Source organism: Streptomyces sp. NPDC043876, assembly GCF_056435825.1.
This window is the reverse complement of record NZ_JBWKDV010000009.1, coordinates 50,432-68,808: the sequence shown is the minus strand read 5'-3', so window position 1 is coordinate 68,808 and position 18,377 is coordinate 50,432. Positions and strand designations below refer to the sequence as shown.

The window sequence follows — 18,377 nt, the reverse complement described above, 5'->3', positions numbered from 1 at the left end:
CTGTGCTCCGAGGAGCCCGGCCTCAGGAGACGCCCAGCTCCTTGGCGTTGGCCTTCAGGTCCTCGATGCCACCGCACAGGAAGAACGCCTGCTCGGGGAAGTGGTCGTAGTCGCCGTCGCAGATCGCGTTGAAGGCGACGATCGACTCGTCGAGCGGAACGTCCGAACCGTCCACGCCGGTGAACTGCTTGGCGACGTGGGTGTTCTGCGACAGGAAGCGCTCGACGCGACGGGCACGGTGGACAACGAGCTTGTCCTCCTCGCCCAGCTCGTCGATACCGAGGATCGCGATGATGTCCTGGAGGTCCTTGTACTTCTGCAGGATCCCCTTGACGCGCATCGCCGTGGCGTAGTGGTCCGCCGCGATGTACCGCGGGTCGAGGATGCGGGACGTCGAGTCCAGCGGGTCCACGGCCGGGTAGATGCCCTTCTCGGAGATCGGACGGGAAAGCACCGTCGTCGCGTCGAGGTGGGCGAAGGTGGTGGCCGGAGCCGGGTCGGTCAGGTCGTCCGCGGGGACGTAGATCGCCTGCATCGAGGTGATCGAGTGACCGCGGGTCGAGGTGATGCGCTCCTGCAGCAGACCCATCTCGTCAGCCAGGTTCGGCTGGTAACCCACGGCGGACGGCATGCGACCGAGAAGGGTCGACACCTCCGAACCGGCCTGGGTGTAACGGAAGATGTTGTCGATGAAGAAGAGCACGTCCTGCTTCTGCACATCGCGGAAGTACTCCGCCATGGTCAGACCGGCCAGGGCGACGCGCAGACGGGTGCCCGGGGGCTCGTCCATCTGGCCGAAGACGAGCGCCGTCTTGTCGATGACGCCGGAGTCGGCCATTTCCTCGATGAGGTCGTTGCCCTCACGGGTACGCTCACCGACGCCCGCGAAGACCGACACACCGTCGTGGTTGTTGGCGACGCGGTAGATCATTTCCTGGATCAGAACGGTCTTGCCGACACCGGCACCACCGAACAGACCGATCTTTCCACCCTTGACGTACGGGGTGAGGAGGTCGATGACCTTGACGCCGGTCTCGAACATCTCCGTCTTCGACTCGAGCTCGTCGAAGCGGGGCGCCTTGCGGTGGATCGGCCAGCGCTCGGTGACGTTGGCGTTCTCCTCCGGGTAGTTCAGCACCTCACCGAGGGTGTTGAACACCTTGCCCTTGGTGAAGTCACCGACGGGGACGGTGATGCCCTCGCCCGTGTCGGTCACCGGCGCCCGGCGGACCAGGCCGTCGGTGGGCTGCATGGAGATGGTGCGGACCACGCCGTCGCCCAGGTGCTGGGCGACTTCCAGGGTCAGCGTCTTGAGCTTGCCGTCCTCGGCCGGGTCGGCGACCTGGACCTTGAGGGCGTTGTAGATCTCGGGCATGGCGTCGACGGGGAACTCCACGTCGACGACCGGGCCGATGACCCGGGCGACGCGGCCCGTGGCGGCGGCCGTCTCAACAGTGGTCGTCATTACTTGTCACTCCCCGCGGTCGCGTCAGCCATGGCGCTCGCGCCACCGACGATCTCGCTGATTTCCTGGGTGATTTCGGCCTGGCGGGCCGCGTTGGCAAGCCGGGAGAGGCTCTTGATGAGGTCTCCGGCGTTGTCGGTCGCCGACTTCATCGCGCGGCGGCGGGCGGCGTGCTCGGAAGCGGCCGACTGCAGCAGTGCGTTGTAGATGCGGCTCTCGACGTAGCGCGGCAGCAGGGCGTCGAGGACGTCCTCCGCCGACGGCTCGAAGTCGAACAGCGGAAGGATCTCGCCCTTCGCACCGTCCTCGTCCGGAGCCTTGTCGAGGCTGAGCGGCAGCATCCGGCCGTCCACCGCGTTCTGCGTCATCATCGACACGAATTCCGTGTAGACGATGTGCAGCTCGTCGACGCCGCCCTCGGCCGTGTCCGTCTGGATGGCCTCGATCAGCGGCGCCGCGACGCGCTTGGCGTCGGCGTAGGCCGGGCTGTCGGTGAAGCCGGTCCACGACTCCGCGACCTTGCGCTCGCGGAAGCCGAAGTAGGCGACACCCTTACGGCCGACGATGTACGTGTCGACCTCCTTGCCCTCGCCGCGGAGCCGCTCGGTGAGCCGCTCCGCCTGCTTGAGCGCGTTGGAGGAGTAGCCGCCGGCCAGACCGCGGTCGCTCGTGATGAGCACGATCGCGGCGCGGGTCGGCGCCTCGACCTCGGTCGTCAGGGCGTGCTTGGTGTTCGAGCCGGTCGCCACCGCGGTCACCGCACGGGTGAGCTCGGTCGCGTACGGCATCGACGCCGCCACCTTGCGCTGCGCCTTGACGATGCGCGAGGCGGCGATCATCTCCATCGCCTTGGTGATCTTCTTGGTCGCCGTGACGGCACGGATGCGACGCTTGTAGACCCGGAGCTGCGCTCCCATGAGTCAGGTCCCTTCCGTCGTCACTTGGAGACGTTGACGGCCGGTGCGTCCTCGCCCAGCAGCTTGCCGTCCGAGGTCTCGAACTGCCGCTTGAAGTTGGCGATGGCGTCACCAATCGAGGTGATGGTGTCGTCCGACATCTTGGCGCCCTCGGCGATGGAGGTGAGGAGGTCCTTGCGCTCGCGGCGCAGGTGCTCCAGCAGCTCCGACTCGAAGCGACGGATGTCGTTGACCGGGACGTCGTCCATCTTGCCGGTGGTGCCGGCCCAGACGGAGACGACCTGCTCCTCGACGGGCATCGGCTGGTACTGGCCCTGCTTCAGCAGCTCGACCAGACGCTTGCCGCGCTCCAGCGAGGCCTTCGACGCGGCGTCCAGGTCGGAACCGAAGGCGGCGAACGCCTCCAGCTCGCGGTACTGGGCCAGGTCCAGGCGCAGTCGGCCGGACACCTGGCGCATGGCCTTGTGCTGGGCCGAGCCACCGACGCGGGAGACCGAGATACCGACGTTCAGCGCCGGGCGCTGGCCCGCGTTGAACAGGTCGGACTCCAGGAAGCACTGGCCGTCGGTGATGGAGATGACGTTGGTCGGGATGAACGCCGACACGTCGTTCGCCTTGGTCTCGACGATCGGCAGGCCGGTCATCGAACCGGCGCCCATGTCGTCGGAGAGCTTCGCGCAGCGCTCCAGCAGACGCGAGTGCAAGTAGAAGACGTCACCCGGGTAGGCCTCGCGGCCCGGCGGGCGGCGCAGCAGCAGCGACACGGCGCGGTAGGCGTCGGCCTGCTTCGACAGGTCGTCGAAGATGATCAGGACGTGCTTGCCGGCGTACATCCAGTGCTGGCCGATGGCGGAACCGGTGTACGGCGCCAGGTACTTGAAGCCGGCCGGGTCGGACGCCGGGGCGGCGACGATCGTCGTGTACTCGAGCGCGCCGGCCTCTTCCAGGGCGCCGCGAACGGACGCGATGGTCGAGCCCTTCTGGCCGATGGCGACGTAGATGCAGCGGACCTGCTTGTTCACGTCGCCCGAGCGCCAGTTGTCGCGCTGGTTGATGATCGTGTCGACGGCCAGAGCGGTCTTACCCGTCTGACGGTCGCCGATGACCAGCTGACGCTGGCCGCGGCCGATCGGCACCATCGCGTCGATGGCCTTGTAGCCGGTCTGCATCGGCTCGTGGACCGACTTGCGGACCATGACGCCGGGGGCCTGCAGCTCGAGGGCGCGGCGGCCCTCGGTGGCGATCTCGCCGAGACCGTCGATCGGGTTGCCGAGCGGGTCGACAACGCGGCCGAGGTAACCCTCGCCGACGCCGACGGAGAGCACCTCGCCGGTGCGCTGCACCGACTGGCCCTCCTCGATACCGCTGAACTCACCGAGGACGACCGCACCGATCTCGCGCTCGTCGAGGTTGAGGGCGAGACCGAGGGTTCCGTCCTCGAACTTCAGCAGTTCGTTCGCCATGGCGGAGGGCAGGCCCTCCACCTTCGCGATGCCGTCGCCGGCAACGCTGACCGTTCCGACCTCCTCGCGCGAGGCCGCGTCCGGCTGGTACGACTGGACGAAGTTCTCCAGTGCGTCCCGGATCTCCTCCGGCCGGATCGTGAGCTCCGCCATCTGGGTTCCCTGCTCTCCTTGTTGGGCCTGAAGCTTCTTAGGGGTCTGGGGGCGACCCCCAGGAATCTTCTGCAAGTTCTGCACGGCCCAACCGGGCCGCTGGAAATGCGTCGTGTGTGTAAGTGGCCGGTCAGCCGGCCATGCGGCGGGACGCCTCGCTGAGGCGTTCCGCGATGGTGCCGTCGATGACCTCGTCGCCGACCCGCACCACGATCCCGCCGAGGACCGTGGGGTCCACGTCGAGGTTCAGGTGCATCTGGCGGCCGTACAGCGTGGCCAGGACAGCGCCGAGACGCTGCTTCTGCGCGTCGCTGAGCGGAACCGCGGTGGTCACCGTGGCGACCATGCGGTTGCGGCGCTCCGCCGCGAGCTTGGAGAGGGACTCCAGTCCCGCTTCCAGGCTGCGGCCACGCGGGTGCGTGACGAGGCGCGCGACGAGACGCTCGCTGACCGGGTGGGCCTTGCCGCCGAGCAGGCTGCTGAGCAGCGCGCCCTTGGCGGACCCGGAGGCCGCGCGGTCGGTCAGCGCGGCGCGCAGTTCGGTGCTCGAACCGACGATCCGGCCGAAGCGGAACAGCTCGTCCTCGACATCGTCGAGCGCGCCGGCCTGCTGCGCACCGGTGAGGTCGGCGGTGTCCGCCAGCTCTTCCAGTGCGTCCACCAGGTCGCGCGACCGCGACCAGCGCGACCGGACCATGCCGGACACCAGGTCGAGGGCTTCCCCACCGACCTGGCCGTTCAGCAGACGGCCGGCCAGCTCGGCCTTGGCCTCGCCGGACTGCGCCGGGTCCGTGACGACCCGACGCAGCGAGACCTCACGGTCGAGCAGCGCGGTGACGGCAGCCAGCTCACCGGCGAGCTTCGCCGCGTCGACGGACGTGTTGTCCGTCAGCGCGTCGAGACGCTCGCGTGCGGCGGCCAGTGCCTCGCGGCTCGCTCCGTTCATCGGGCGGCCCCAGTCGAAGCAGCCTTCTCCTCGAGCTCGCCGAGGAAACGGTCGATGGTGCGGCTCTGCCGGGCGTGGTCCTCAAGGGACTCGCCGACGAGCTTGCCGGCCAGGTCGGTGGCGAGCTTGCCCACGTCCTGGCGCAGCGCGTGAGACGCGGCCTTGCGGTCGGCCTCGATCTGGGCGTGACCGGCAGCGATGATCTCCTCACGCTGCCGCTGGCCCTCGGCACGGAGCTCTTCCTTGAGCGCAGTGCCCTGCTCCAGCGCGTCCTGGCGCAGACGCGCGGCCTCGTGCCGGGCTTCGGCGAGCTGGGCCTTGTACTGCTCCAGCACGCTCTGGGCCTCGGTCTGAGCAGCCTCAGCCTTCTCGATACCGCCCTCGATCGCCTCGCGGCGCTCTTCCAGAACCTTGTTGATGCTCGGGAGGAGCTTCTTCAAGAAGAAGAAGAAGACGATGGCGAAGGCGAGGGCGCCGATCAGCAGCTCGGGGCCCGCGGGAACGAGCGGGTTCTGCTCTTCCTCGGCCGCCAGCTGAACCAGGTTGGCGATCACATCAGTGCCTTTCGTCGACAGTGGTCAGTAAGAAGTGATTACTTACCGAACACGAACGGCATAACGATGCCGATGAGGGCGAGCGCCTCACAGAAGGCGAAGCCGAGGATCTGGTTGGCGCGGATCAGGCCGGCAGCCTCGGGCTGACGGGCGAGAGCCTGCGTGCCGTTACCGAAGATGATGCCGACGCCGACGCCGGGGCCGATGGCCGCCAGGCCGTAGCCGATGGAGCCGACGGAGCCGTGGACACCAGCTTCAGCAGCAAGGTTCTGGAGAGCGGACATGCCGGTTCTTCCTTCTCTTTCACGGACCGATGGGGGTTGGCCATCGGGCGACTTTGGGTGATGCGGGGGCGGGATTGCCTCAGTGGTGCTCGGCGAGAGCACCCTGAATGTACGAGCAGGCCAGCAGTACGAAGACGTACGCCTGGACGGCCTGCACGAAAAGCTCAAAGAGGATCATGACGATGGTCATGACGAAGGAGACTCCGGCAGCCGGAATCATGAAGCTGCCCATCAGGTACCAGGAGGCGACCGTGAACATGACCAGCATCAGGTGGCCCGCGAACATGTTCGCGAACAGTCGGACGGCGTGGGTGAACGGCCGCACCAGGAGGTTCGAGAAGAACTCGATGACCATCACGAGGGGCAGGACCGCGCCGAGCGACTTGTCGTAGCCGGTGACGTTCTTCCAGAAGCCGACGAAGCCGTGCTTCTTGAAGGTCAGCGAGACCCAGACGACGTACACGATGGCCGCGAGGACCATCGGGAAGGCGATGACCGACGACACCGGGAACTGTGCGAGCGGAATCACGGACCAGATGTTCATGATCCAGATGAAGAAGAACAGCGAGACCATGAGGGGGACGTACTTCTCGCCCTCACGCTTGCCGAGCGTCTCGTAGACGATGCCGCGGCGAACGAAGTCGTAACCCGCCTCACCGATCATCTGAAGCTTCCCGGGCACGACCTTCGCCTTGCCGAACGCCGCCCAGAAGAAGGCGACGACGACCAGGGAGGTGATCAGCGAAAGCAGCATCACCTTGTTGAACTCATACCCGCCGACCGTGAAGAGCGGCTTGAAGAGGAAGGAGTTCAGGCCCGGAGCGGGAAAGCCACAGCCGTTGTCAGACAGGATGCGGCAGCTCCAGTCAAAGGCGAGCTGGTTCTGTTCAGCACTCACCGCGGGCTCCTTCAGCGTGGCGCATAGGTACGGCAACCTCGTTGTGTCGGCGCGGCGCACAGCCGCGGTTCGGCACGGGACTGGTCATACGGATGTGGGGGCGGCAGCTTGCAGGCATTGAGCCTCGCGATTGAGCAGGCGTCAGCTCAGATGTCTGCGCCCGCGATGCCGCAGTTGGCACCGGACGATAGCAGGATCTCGAACGAGCACTTATTCCGCCCCTACCGTTCACGACGAGGACCCCGTGTTTTCGGGCTTCTCACCCTTGTCACCCTTGGGGGCTTCGGGCTCGACGTAGAGGATCTTGGCCTTCATGTGTGCGCGGGCCTGCGCACCGATCCAAGCGAGGGTCGCCGCGACGATGGTTGCCGCGAATGCCTTGGGATGGAACAGCGTCGTGTCCTTGAACACGGCGACGAAGACGAAGAGCAACAGGATCTGGGTCGTGAAGAGCATCAGACCCATTGCCTGGAACAGATAGGGAAACGATCGCGCCGTGCGTTGCAGCACGAGCACGCCGATGCCCATGAAGACGATCACCACCAGCGTGGCGACGACAGCACCGAGCGCACCCTTGCCGCCCGCGACGACACCGCTGATGACAGCGGCGATCGCGCCGACGGCAGCAGTGGGTACGGCGGTATGCAGAAGGGATCGGGCGTCATCAGACCGCATGGCGCATGGCTCCGCGTGGTGGTGGGGGTTTTCGGGACTCGTACGGGACGAGCGTAAGCCCGGTCCGAGAGAGAGCCTCGGGCCAATGGACCGTCGCACTACGGTCCTTCGGCTCTGTCGCCGGGTTTAGTGAACGGTATCACAAACTATTTGATGAGAGCTTTACCTGTGTGGTGTGCTCACTGTCACACATGAGAGCTAACCCGCCCGTGTGTGCACGCGCGCCAACGGTTCTGTCTGGTATAGGACGTTCGGTCCGGTTACCGGAACCGCGAACGAGGGCCTACGGCGGTCGCGCCGTTGACGCCCGAGACCCCGACGACCGTCTTCGCCGCCGCTTCCCGGGCCGGCTCCGGCTCTTCGCCGGAGGTGTCCAGGGCCGCCGCCTCCGCCGCGGCCTCGGCCGCGCGCTCGGAATGCCGGTAGCGGGGCGGCACCAGGCCCTCCGCCCACCGCGGGGCGCGCGGCGTGAACCGCGGCAGCAGGAGCAGGACGAGCCCCACCGCGCTCAGCGCGACGATCATCAGCACGATCCACATCGAAGCGGAGTTCACCGAGTACGCCACCGCGCCGAAGGCGATCAGCGCCGACCAGAAGTACATGATCAGAACGGCCCGGCTGTGCGAGTGGCCGACTTCCAGCAGCCGGTGGTGCAGGTGCCCGCGGTCGGCCGCGAAGGGGGACTGGCCGTTCCAGGTGCGCCGCACGATGGCGAGCACCAGGTCCGCCACCGGGATCGCGATGATCGTCAGCGGCAGCAGCAGCGGGATGAAGACCGGGAGCATCGCGTGCACCGCGTTGCGCTCACCGCCGGCGAACAGCTTCATCGCGTCCGGGTCCACCTGACCGGTGATGGAGATGGCGGACGCGGCCAGCACGAGGCCGATCAGCATCGACCCGGAGTCGCCCATGAAGATCCGCGCCGGGTGCATGTTGTGCGGCAGGAAGCCGAGGCACATCCCCATCAGGATCGCGGCGAACAGGGTGGCGGGGGCGGCCGCCTCGATCGCGTACCCGAACCAGATCCGGTAGGCGTAGAGGAAGAACGCCGCGGCGGCGATGCACACCAGGCCGGCGGCGAGGCCGTCGAGGCCGTCCACGAAGTTCACCGCGTTGATGGTGATGACGACGAGCGCCACGGTCAGCAGGTTGCCCTGCCACTGGGTCAGCGACACCGTGCCGACGCCGGGGACCGGGATCCACAGGATCGTCAGGCCCTGCATGACCATCACGCCCGCGGAGATCATCTGCGCGCCGAGCTTGATCAGGGCGTCGATCTCGAACTTGTCGTCGAGGACGCCGATCAGCCAGATCAGCGCCGCTCCGGAGAGCAGCGCCCGGGGTTCGTTGGAGCGCTCGAAGACGCCGTTGAGGTTCGGCAGGTGGTCGGCGACGAGCAGGCCCGCGCACAGTCCGCCGAACATCGCGATGCCGCCGAGCCGCGGAGTGGGCTCGCGGTGCACGTCGCGCGCGCGGATCTGCGGCATCGCTCCGGCCGCGATCGCGAACTTCCGTACCGGCCCGGTGAGCAGGTACGTCACCGCCACCGTGACGCAGAGCGTCAGCAGATATTCACGCACGGGCTGCCCCAGATGTATTGCCGGCCATCTCAGCCCCACACATTAGCCGCGATGTCCCCCTGGAAGAGGACGCGAGGGCACTGTGAACCGGTTCCCCTACCCGCCGCTTGCCCCGGTTACGCCCCGTACGGGGGAAAGTCGAGGGCCAGTTCGGCGACCTCCGCCCGCAGGCGGCCGGGGTCCGCGCCGGTCAGGGCCGCCGCGAACAGATCGGCGAGACGGACCATCTCCGCCTCCCCCATGCCCTGGGTGGTCACCGCCGCGGTGCCCAAGCGCAGGCCGCGCTGGTCCCCGTACGGCAGGGCGCAGGTGTCGAGCACCATGCCTGCGGCGGCGAGGCGGCCGCGGGCGGTGGGGCCGTCGACGCCGAGGGGGTCCGGGTCCGCGGTGATCATGTGGGTGTCGGTGCCGCCGGTGGTGATCGCGAGGCCGCGCACGCGCAGGGCCTCGGCCAGGGTCCGCGCGTTGGCGACGACCCGGTGGGCGTAGGTGGTGAAGGCCGGGGTCGCGGCCTCCCCGAAAGCCACCGCCTTGGCGGCGATGGTGTGCATCTGGGCGCCGCCCTGGGTGAAGGGGAAGACCGCGCGGTCGATCCGCTCCGCGAACTCGGCGCCGCACAGGATCATCCCGCCGCGGGGGCCGCGCAGCACCTTGTGGGTGGTGGCGCAGACGATGTCGGCGTACGGGACCGGGCTCGGGGCGGCGCCGCCCGCGACCAGGCCGATGGGGTGTGCGGCGTCCGCGATGAGGAAGGCACCGACCTCGTCGGCGATCTCCCGGAAGGCGGAGTACTCGGGGTGGCGGGGGTACGAGATCGAGCCACACACGATCGCCTTGGGGCGGTGGGCGTGCGCCAGCTCCTGCACCTGGAGGTAGTCGATCAGGCCGGTCTCGGCGTCGACGCCGTACCCGACGAAGTCGAACCAGCGGCCCGAGAAGTTCGCGGGCGAACCGTGGGTGAGGTGACCGCCGTACGGGAGCCCCATGGCCAGCACGGTGTCGCCGGGGCGCAGCAGCGCGGCGTAGGCGGCGAGGACGGCGGCGGAGCCGGAGTGCGGCTGGACGTTCGCGTGCTCGGCCCCGAACAGGGCGCGGGCCCGCTCGGTCGCCACCCGTTCGGCCTGGTCGGCGTACTCGCAGCCGCCGTGGTGGCGGGCGCCGGGGTAGCCCTCGGCGTACTTGTTCGCCAGGGCGGAGCCGAGGGCGGCGAGGACGGCGGTGGAGGTGAAGTTCTCGGCCGCGATGAGCTGGAGGCTCCGGGCCTGGCGGTGCGCCTCTCCGGCGAGGACGTCGGCCATCTGCGGATCCTGGCGGCGCAGGGTGTCCGTCGGCTGGGTGATGACGCTCATGGCGCGGCTCCGACGCGGTGGATGGACCGGGTACCGCCACTGTAGGCCCGCCCCCGCCACCCCGCCTTTCCTACCGCCCCGGGGCCCCCTTCCGGCCACCGGCCCCTGCCCTGCGGCGAGGCCGGACGCGCCCACCGTGCCCGCGAGCGCGGCGTACGAGTCGCCCCCGCCCTTGCCTCCGGCGGCGCCTCAAACGCCGGCGAGGCTGAAGTTGCCCGGCACGATCCGTCCCTCGGGGGACTTCCAGCCCGCCCGGCGTTTGAGGGCCCGCCGGAGGCAGCACCGGCCGCACCCGGCCACCCACCTCGGCGAGCTCACGGCTTCAAGCCTGCGCAGCGATGGCGAGCGCAAAACCAAGCCCGCCCGGCGTTTGAGGGCCCGCCGGAGGCAGCACCAGCCCGCCCGGCGATTGAGGGCGCCCGCGGGCACGGGGGCACGCCAAGCGAAGAGGGGTTCGGGGAGGGGAGACGCGGGGCGGAGCACCGCGGGGGACGGGGGCCGCGTAAGGGGGCGGCGGCGCCGTCAGCGGCGGTCGTTCACGCCCGTCAGCGCGGTGACGACCGGGTCCAGCGCCTGCTGGATCTCGTCGCCGATCGAGCGGAAGAACGTGATCGGCGCACCGTACGGGTCGTACACCTCGTCCGCGTCGGGAGACGGCGCCAGCAGCCACCCCCGCAGCGCGGCGGCCGCCCGCACCAGCGCACGGGCCCGCTCCGCCATCCCGTCGTCCAGCGGCGGCAGCGTCGCCGGGTCTATCGCCCGGACCAGCCGGGTGAACTCCTTGAGCGTGAAGGTGCGCAGCCCGGCCGAGTGCCCCATCGAGATGACCTGCGCCCGGTGGTCGCGCGTGGCGGTCAGCACCAGATCGGCGCGTATGACGTGCTCGTCGAGCAGCTCCCGCCCGATGAACCCGCTCGCGTCGGCCCCGAAGTCCGCGAGGACCGCCGCGGCGTTCGCCTCCATCGGCGCGCCCTCGTGCCCCCACGTACCGGCGCTCTCGACGATCAGCCCGCCCGCCGGCGCCCCGCCGAGGCGGTGGCTCAGGGCATGCCGCGTCAGCCGCTCGGTGATCGGCGAGCGGCAGACGTTGCCGGTGCTGACGTGGAGTATGCGGAAGGCGTCCCCTCCGGCCCTTGCTATGCCACGCCCCTCAGGGCTCACGGAGCCACCTCGAGGTCGGGTACGACCTCGCGCAGCTGGTCCGCGGTGAGTGCCCCCTCGCGCAGGAGGACGGGAACCTTGCCGGTGACGTCGACGATCGACGACGGCTGGATGCCAGGGGTGGGCCCGCCGTCCAGGTACACGGAGACGGAGTCGCCGAGCATCTCGCGGGCGGCGTCGCAGTCCTCCGGCGCCGGGTGGCCGGTGAGGTTGGCCGAGGACACGGCCATCGGCCCGACCTCGGTCAGCAGCTCGATCGCGACGGGGTGCAGCGGCATCCGCACGGCCACCGTGCCACGCGTCTCGCCGAGGTCCCAGGCCAGCGACGGCTGGTGCTTGGCGACGAGGGTCAGCGCACCGGGCCAGAAGGCGTCGACCAGCTCCCACGCCTGCTCGGTGAAGTCCGTGACCAGGCCGTGCAGGGTGTTCGGCGAGCCGATCAGCACCGGCGTGGGCATGTTGCGGCCCCGGCCCTTGGCGGCCAGCAGGTCCCCGACGGCCTCCGCGCTGAAGGCGTCCGCACCGATCCCGTAGAGCGTGTCCGTGGGCAGCACGACGAGCTCGCCGCGGCGCACGGCGGATGCGGCTTCACGCAGGCCCGTCTTACGGTCCGTCGCATCGTTGCAGTCGTATCGCCGGGCCATCAGCGGGTCTCCTCGTGCGGGGTGATCGTGGTGGGGGTGTGCACAGGGCGGGACGCGCTCGTCACGGCATGGCCTTGCGGGCGGTGGCGAAGCGCGGCCGGTTGTTCAGGTCGGGGTGGTCGGCGGCGTCGGCCCAGCCCCGCTCCTCGGCGAAGATCCACGGGACCTGGCCGCCCTGGGTGTCGGCGTGCTCGACCACGACGATCCCGCCGGGCCGCAGCAGCCGGTGGGCGGTGCGTTCGATGCCGCGGATGGTGTCGAGGCCGTCCTCGCCGGAGAACAGCGCCATCTCCGGGTCGTGGTCGCGGGCCTCGGGGGCGACGTACTCCCACTCGGTGAGCGGGATGTACGGCGGGTTGGAGATCACCAGGTCGACCTGGCCGTCCAGCTCCGGGAGCGCGCTGAGCGCGTTGCCCTGGTGGACGGTGACCCGGGAGCCCTCGGCGTTCTTGCGGGTCCACCGCAGGGCGTCCTCGGACAGCTCCACGGCGTGCACGCGCGAGCGCGGCACCTCCTGCGCCATGGCGAGGGCGATGGCGCCCGAGCCGGTGCAGAGGTCCACGATCAGCGGTTCGACGACGTCCATCGCGCGGACGGCCTGTATGGCCCAGTCCACGACGGATTCGGTCTCCGGGCGCGGGACGAAGACGCCCGGGCCGACCTGGAGCTCCAGGTAGCGGAAGAAGGCGCGCCCGGTGATGTGCTGGAGCGGCTCGCGCGCCTCGCGGCGGGCGACGGTCTCCCAGTAGCGGGCGTCGAAGTCGACGTCCTTGACCGTGTGCAGTTCCCCCCGCTTGACGCCGTGGACGTAGGCCGCGAGCTCCTCCGCGTCGAAGCGCGGCGAGGGTACGCCTGCGGCGGCCAGCCGCTGCGTGGCCTGGGCCACCTCGGCAAGCAGCAGACTGCGGGGGCCCGGGGGTCGCCCCCCAGATTGTGGCTGCACGCTGGTCCTCCGGACTGCTGTCGTACGGGCGGGACGGACGGAAGGGGTACCGCGCCGCCGCTACTGCGCGGCGGCGAGCTTGGCGGCGGAGTCGGTGTCGACGCAGGCCTGGATCACGGAGTCGAGGTCGCCGTCGAGCACCTGGTCCAAGTTGTACGCCTTGAACCCGGTCCGGTGGTCCGAAATGCGGTTTTCCGGGAAGTTGTAGGTGCGGATCTTCTCGGAGCGGTCCACGGTGCGCACCTGGCTGCGGCGCACGTCGGAGGCTTCCTGCTCGGCGGCTTCCTGGGCGGCGGCCAGGAGGCGCGAGCGCAGGATGCGCATGGCCTGCTCCTTGTTCTGGAGCTGGCTCTTCTCGTTCTGGCAGGACGCCACGACACCGGTCGGCACGTGCGTGATGCGCACGGCGGAGTCGGTGGTGTTGACGGACTGGCCGCCGGGGCCGGAGGAGCGGTACACGTCGATCCGGAGGTCGTTCATGTTGATCTCGACCTCGACCTCCTCGGCCTCCGGGGTGACGAGCACGCCGGCGGCGGAGGTGTGGATGCGGCCCTGCGACTCGGTGGCCGGCACGCGCTGGACGCGGTGCACGCCGCCCTCGTACTTCAGGCGGGCCCAGACGCCCTGGCCGGGCTCGGTCGCGCCGTTGCCGCCCTTGGTGCGCACGGAGACCTGGACGTCCTTGTAGCCGCCCAGCTCGGACTCGGTGGCGTCGATGATCTCGGTCTTCCAGCCGACGCGCTCGGCGTAGCGCAGGTACATGCGCAGCAGGTCGCCGGCGAAGAGGGCCGACTCGTCGCCGCCCGCTCCCGCCTTGACCTCCAGGAGCACGTCCTTGTCGTCGCTGGGGTCGCGCGGGACGAGCAGGAGGCGGAGCTTTTCGGTCAGCTCGACGCGCTCGGCGCTCAGTTCCTTGACCTCGGCCGCGAAGTCGGGATCGTCGGCCGCGTACTCCTTGGCCGTCTCGATGTCCTCCGCCGTCTGCTTCCACGCCCGGTAGGTCGCGACGATCGGGGTCAGCTCCGCGTAGCGCTTGTTGAGCTTGCGCGCGTTGGCCTGATCGGAGTGGACCGACGGGTCGGCGAGCTTCTTCTCAAGATCGGCGTGCTCGCCGATCAGGTCCTCGACCGCCTCGAACATCGGGGGCTCCTGGGGTGAAAAGTACGAACGGGCTGCGGAAGGGCTGGGCACCGCGGACGGGCCAGGACGACAAAGGCGCCGGTCCGGCCGCCCCCGAGTGGACCGGGGGTGGCCGTGGACCGGCGCCGTGGGCTCGCTACTTCGAGCCGGCAGCCTTGCCGAAGCGGGCCTCGAAGCGGGCCACGCGGCCACCGGTGTCGAGGATCTTCTGCTTGCCCGTGTAGAACGGGTGGCACTCGGAGCAGACCTCGGCGCGGATGGAGCCTTCGGCCAGGGTGCTACGGGTGGTGAACGACGCGCCACAGGTGCAGCTGACCTGGGTCTCGACGTACTGGGGGTGGATGTCGCTCTTCAAGGTGTCTCCTAGATCGGGAGGGCGCCGGGTCGCAGGGGCCGAATTGCGCGCTGCGTGAACCGGGGCCGACGGACCAGTCTGCCAGGACCGGGCCGCCTGTCAAAATTCAGGACGTGAGCCATAACGGACGGGGGGCGCCGGGTATTCCTACTGGACGATCGAGCCCGCGCCGCTGCGGTCATTGGCCGAGTTCTGGGTGGCTTCGGCGGGTATCGGCTGGTCGCCGCGCAGGGCGTCCCAGACCATCTTGGACTCCGCCTCCAGCGGGACGACGCGGTCCTTGTCCTTGGGGTAGTCCATCACCGGCAGCGTGACCATGTGCATGTTCTCGGCGCCGAGGCCCTGGAGCCCGGCCGCGAAGCCCATGAGGGACTTCACGTCGCCGAGGCCCTTGTCGGTGGTGATCGCCTTGGTGGCGGTGTCCGCGACGGACAGCAGCCGCTTGGGGTTGTCGAACACCCCGATGCTCTTGACCTGCTTGATCAGCGCCTTGATGAAGGCCTGCTGGAGCTGTATTCGGCCGAGGTCGCTGCCGACGCCGACGCTCTTGCGGGTGCGGACCAGACCGAGGGACTGCTCGCCGTTGAGCTTGTGCGTGCCGGCCGGGAGGTCGAGGTGGCTGCCCTTGTCGTCCTTGATCGGCTTGGTGGTGGTCAGCGGGACGCCGCCCAGGCTGTCGACGATCCTCTTGAAGCCGGTGAAGTCGACCTCGATGTAGTGGTCCATGCGGATCCCCGAGATCTTCTCGACGGTCTTGACCGCGCAGGTGGCCCCGCCGACCGTGTAGGCCTCGTTGAACTGCTCGAAGGCGGCCTTGGCGGTCTTGCCGCCGCTCGTGGTGCAGGCCGGCCGGTTGATCATCGTGTCGCGCGGGATCGAGACGATACTGGCCTGCTTGTGGCCTTCGTAGAGGTGGACGACCATCGCGGTGTCGGAGCGCGCGGAACCGCCGTCGTCCGCGCCGTACTGGGCGTTGTCGCCGCCGCGCGAGTCGGAGCCGAGGACGAGGATGTCCATCGAGCCGTTGTCCACGTTCTGCGGGCGGTCCTTGCCGAGCGCCGCGTCGATGTCCACGCTCTTCAGGTTGCTGTTGTACTTCACGTAGAAGTACCCGAAGCCGGCCCCACCCAGCAGGACCACCCCCGCCGCGGTCCAGGCGGTGAGGGTCAGGGCCTTGCGGCGCTTCGTCGTCGGCTTGCGGCGGCTGCGCTTGGCGGCGGCACGGCGGCCGCGGCCCCTGCTGTCCTGGCTCATGCTCTCCTCAGTCCTGGTGTACCGGCGACCCGGTCCGGACGCCTCCCCCGACGCCTGTTGTCCTCTGGTTCAGACGGTGGAGCGGATCCCAGGGTTCCATGCCGAATGTGACCGTTCGGTGATCAAAGGCCGCCCGGTGTCCTCGTCCGGCGCCGCCGGGGGCCCGTCCCACCTGGGATTTCACCGGCGCGCGCGGGGCGTCCGCAGCGCGAGCGGTGTGGTGAAGGACACCGGGGAACGAGAACCGCCCCCGCCGGTGAACCGGCGGGGGCGGCTTCGTCACGGCCCGTGACGGCGCGGAGATCAGTCGTCGTTCTTGCCCGACGGCGTGGTCTTCGCGATCTGCATCAGGAACTCGGCGTTCGACTTGGTCTGCTTCATCTTGTCGAGCAGCAGCTCGATCGCCTGCTGCGAGTCGAGCGCGTGCAGCACCCGGCGCAGCTTCCAGACGATCGCGAGTTCCTCGCTGTTGAGGAGGATCTCCTCCTTGCGGGTGCCCGAGGGGTCGACGTCGACGGCCGGGAAGATCCGCTTGTCCGCGAGCTTGCGGTCGAGCTTGAGCTCCATGTTGCCGGTGCCCTTGAACTCCTCGAAGATCACCTCGTCCATGCGCGAGCCGGTGTCGACCAGCGCGGTGGCCAGGATGGTCAGCGAGCCGCCGTCCTCGATGTTGCGCGCGGCACCGAAGAAGCGCTTCGGCGGGTACAGCGCGGTCGAGTCGACACCACCGGACAGGATGCGGCCGGAGGCCGGGGCCGCGAGGTTGTACGCGCGTCCCAGACGGGTGATCGAGTCCAGCAGGACGACCACGTCGTGACCCAGCTCGACGAGGCGCTTGGCGCGCTCGATGGCCAGCTCGGCGACGGTGGTGTGGTCCTCGGCCGGGCGGTCGAAGGTCGAGGAGATGACCTCGCCCTTGACCGACCGCTGCATGTCGGTGACCTCTTCCGGACGCTCGTCGACCAGGACGACCATCAGGTGGCACTCGGGGTTGTTCGTGGTGATCGCGTTGGCGATCGCCTGCATGATCATGGTCTTGCCGGTCTTCGGCGGGGCCACGATCAGGCCTCGCTGGCCCTTGCCGATCGGCGACACGAGGTCGATGATGCGGGTCGTCAGCACGCCCGGGTCGGTCTCCAGACGGAGCCGGTCCTGGGGGTACAGCGGGGTCAGCTTCTGGAACTCGGGGCGGCCGCGGCCCGATTCGGGCGCCATGCCGTTGCACGAGTCGAGGCGCACGAGCGCGTTGAACTTCTCGCGGCGCTCGCCGTCCTTGGGCTGGCGCACGGCGCCGGTGACGTGGTCGCCCTTGCGCAGGCCGCTCTTGCGGACCTGGGCGAGGGAGACGTAGACGTCGTTCGGGCCGGGCAGGTAGCCCGAGGTCCTGATGAACGCGTAGTTGTCGAGGATGTCGAGGATGCCCGCGACGGGGATCAGCACGTCGTCGTCGGCGACCTGCGGCTCGTTCGGGGTGAACTCGTCGCGCCCGCGACGGCCACGGCGGTCGCGGTAGCGGCCGCGGCGGCCGCGGCGGCCGTCCTCGTCGAAGTCGTCCTGCGGACCGTTGTCCTGCTGGCGGTCCTGACGGCCCTGGCCCTGGCCGCCCTGCTGCTGGCCCTGGCCCTGGCCGCGGCCCTGGCGGCCGCCCTGACGGTCCTGGCGGTCGGCGCGGTCGGCGCGGTCGGCGCCGCCCTGCTGCTGGCCCTGGCCGCCACCCTGCTGCTGACCCTGGCCCTGGCCCTGCTGCCCCTGGCCCTGGTCGTCGGCCTTGCCGCGGTCGCGGCGGCCCTGGCGCTCCGTACGGTCGCCCCGCTCGGCGCGGTCGCCGCGGTCGCGGCGGTCCCGGCGGGTACGGCCCTCGGCGGCGTCCTGGCCGGCGACGGCGGTGGCCGCCTCGGCCTTGGCCTCGGGCTGCGCGGTGACGGCGGCGGCCGCGGTCTCCGGCTTGGTCTCGACCTGCACGGCGGCGGGGGCCGAGGACTCCGGGCTGCCGGAGGGGGCCGTGGCACGGCGGCGGCGGCGCTCGCCGACCGGCTGGTCGTCGGCCTCGCTCGCGCGGGAGGGGCCCCCCGCCGGCTGGCCGGGAATGTCGATCTGGGCCTGCACGGCCGGCTTCTCGGCGGGCGCCGCGGCGGCGGTCTCGCCGGTGCGGGCCTTGCTGGTGGCACGGCGCTTCGGCTTGGCCTCGGCGGCGTCGGCGGGGGCGGAAGCCGCGGCCTTGGCGGTGGAGGCACCACCGGCCTGCGTCTCCTTGATGACCTCGATCAGCTGGCTCTTGCGCATCCGCGCGGTGCCCCTGATGCCGAGGCCCGACGCGACCTGCTGCAGCTCGGCCAGAACCATGCCCTCGAGGCCGGTGCCGGAGCGGCGACGCTTGGGTGCGGCGCCCGCGGCGGTGGCACTGGTGTCGACACTGGTGTCGGCAGCGCCCATCAGATCGGTGGTGTCGCTCACGAAGGGTCCTTCCCTGGAGCGGACGTCGGCCTGTCTGGCTCGGCGACCGGTTGTGCTGTCCGACCGCGGTCCTAGGTGTGGACCGTGCCGGGGCGGTGGTCCGCCGGCAGAGATACCGCGGCGGAGGGAAACGTGCATGGGT

Annotated in this window: 17 protein-coding genes; all 17 read right to left on the bottom strand. The window is 69.8% G+C overall.

Translation table 11 applies throughout. From position 1 onward, the window contains the following. Positions 1–22 precede the first annotated feature (22 nt). Positions 23–1,465 (bottom strand): F0F1 ATP synthase subunit beta, encoded by a 1,443-nt coding sequence (gene atpD, locus AC0693_RS26375; protein ID WP_356408217.1) that lies wholly within the window; start codon positions 1,463–1,465, stop codon positions 23–25. After that, entirely contained in the window at positions 1,465–2,382 is a 918-nt protein-coding gene (locus AC0693_RS26370; protein WP_356408220.1) for a F0F1 ATP synthase subunit gamma, read from the bottom strand. The genes atpD and AC0693_RS26370 overlap by 1 nt, the downstream gene beginning before the upstream one ends. Before the next feature lie 20 nt (positions 2,383–2,402). After that, complete coding sequence (gene atpA / locus AC0693_RS26365; RefSeq protein ID WP_330332661.1) at positions 2,403–3,998, bottom strand: F0F1 ATP synthase subunit alpha; 1,596 nt, start codon at positions 3,996–3,998, stop codon at positions 2,403–2,405. A gap of 130 nt (positions 3,999–4,128) precedes the next feature. Then, positions 4,129–4,944, bottom strand: a complete 816-nt coding sequence (locus AC0693_RS26360; RefSeq protein ID WP_469317878.1) for a F0F1 ATP synthase subunit delta — start codon at positions 4,942–4,944, stop codon at positions 4,129–4,131. After that, positions 4,941–5,498 (bottom strand): F0F1 ATP synthase subunit B, encoded by a 558-nt coding sequence (locus AC0693_RS26355; protein WP_478803070.1) that lies wholly within the window; start codon positions 5,496–5,498, stop codon positions 4,941–4,943. Before AC0693_RS26355 ends, AC0693_RS26360 begins: the two co-directional genes overlap by 4 nt. Positions 5,499–5,536: 38 nt before the next feature. Further along, on the bottom strand, positions 5,537–5,782 hold the full coding sequence (locus tag AC0693_RS26350; RefSeq protein WP_351037658.1) for an ATP synthase subunit c family protein: 246 nt from the start codon (positions 5,780–5,782) through the stop codon (positions 5,537–5,539). A 79-nt stretch (positions 5,783–5,861) separates the two neighbouring features. Continuing rightward, complete coding sequence (gene atpB / locus AC0693_RS26345) at positions 5,862–6,632, bottom strand: F0F1 ATP synthase subunit A (RefSeq protein WP_478803184.1); 771 nt, start codon at positions 6,630–6,632, stop codon at positions 5,862–5,864. Between the two features lie 276 nt (positions 6,633–6,908). Next, positions 6,909–7,355: a hypothetical protein gene (locus AC0693_RS26340; protein ID WP_478803069.1), complete on the bottom strand. Its 447-nt coding sequence runs from the start codon at positions 7,353–7,355 to the stop codon at positions 6,909–6,911. Between the two features lie 260 nt (positions 7,356–7,615). Continuing rightward, entirely contained in the window at positions 7,616–8,947 is a 1,332-nt protein-coding gene (locus AC0693_RS26335; RefSeq protein WP_356408357.1) for an MraY family glycosyltransferase, read from the bottom strand. 104 nt (positions 8,948–9,051) lie between these two features. Further along, positions 9,052–10,284, bottom strand: a complete 1,233-nt coding sequence (locus AC0693_RS26330) for a serine hydroxymethyltransferase (RefSeq protein ID WP_478803068.1) — start codon at positions 10,282–10,284, stop codon at positions 9,052–9,054. 522 nt (positions 10,285–10,806) lie between these two features. Beyond that, positions 10,807–11,445 carry an arsenate reductase/protein-tyrosine-phosphatase family protein gene (locus tag AC0693_RS26325; protein WP_356408235.1) on the bottom strand — a complete coding sequence of 213 codons (639 nt, stop codon included), beginning with the start codon at positions 11,443–11,445 and terminating at the stop codon, positions 10,807–10,809. Beyond that, positions 11,442–12,089: an L-threonylcarbamoyladenylate synthase gene (locus AC0693_RS26320; protein WP_283448545.1), complete on the bottom strand. Its 648-nt coding sequence runs from the start codon at positions 12,087–12,089 to the stop codon at positions 11,442–11,444. The genes AC0693_RS26325 and AC0693_RS26320 overlap by 4 nt, the downstream gene beginning before the upstream one ends. A 61-nt stretch (positions 12,090–12,150) precedes the next feature. Continuing rightward, on the bottom strand, positions 12,151–12,990 hold the full coding sequence (gene prmC, locus AC0693_RS26315) for a peptide chain release factor N(5)-glutamine methyltransferase (protein ID WP_356408360.1): 840 nt from the start codon (positions 12,988–12,990) through the stop codon (positions 12,151–12,153). Between the two features lie 102 nt (positions 12,991–13,092). Next, positions 13,093–14,172 carry a peptide chain release factor 1 gene (gene prfA, locus AC0693_RS26310; RefSeq protein WP_356408238.1) on the bottom strand — a complete coding sequence of 360 codons (1,080 nt, stop codon included), beginning with the start codon at positions 14,170–14,172 and terminating at the stop codon, positions 13,093–13,095. A 136-nt stretch (positions 14,173–14,308) separates the two neighbouring features. Further along, positions 14,309–14,527 (bottom strand): 50S ribosomal protein L31, encoded by a 219-nt coding sequence (gene rpmE / locus AC0693_RS26305; protein WP_356408241.1) that lies wholly within the window; start codon positions 14,525–14,527, stop codon positions 14,309–14,311. Positions 14,528–14,674: 147 nt separating this feature from the next. After that, on the bottom strand, positions 14,675–15,781 hold the full coding sequence (locus AC0693_RS26300) for an LCP family protein (protein WP_469317875.1): 1,107 nt from the start codon (positions 15,779–15,781) through the stop codon (positions 14,675–14,677). A 303-nt stretch (positions 15,782–16,084) separates the two neighbouring features. Then, positions 16,085–18,235, bottom strand: a complete 2,151-nt coding sequence (rho, locus tag AC0693_RS26295) for a transcription termination factor Rho (protein WP_469317874.1) — start codon at positions 18,233–18,235, stop codon at positions 16,085–16,087. Positions 18,236–18,377 lie beyond the last annotated feature (142 nt).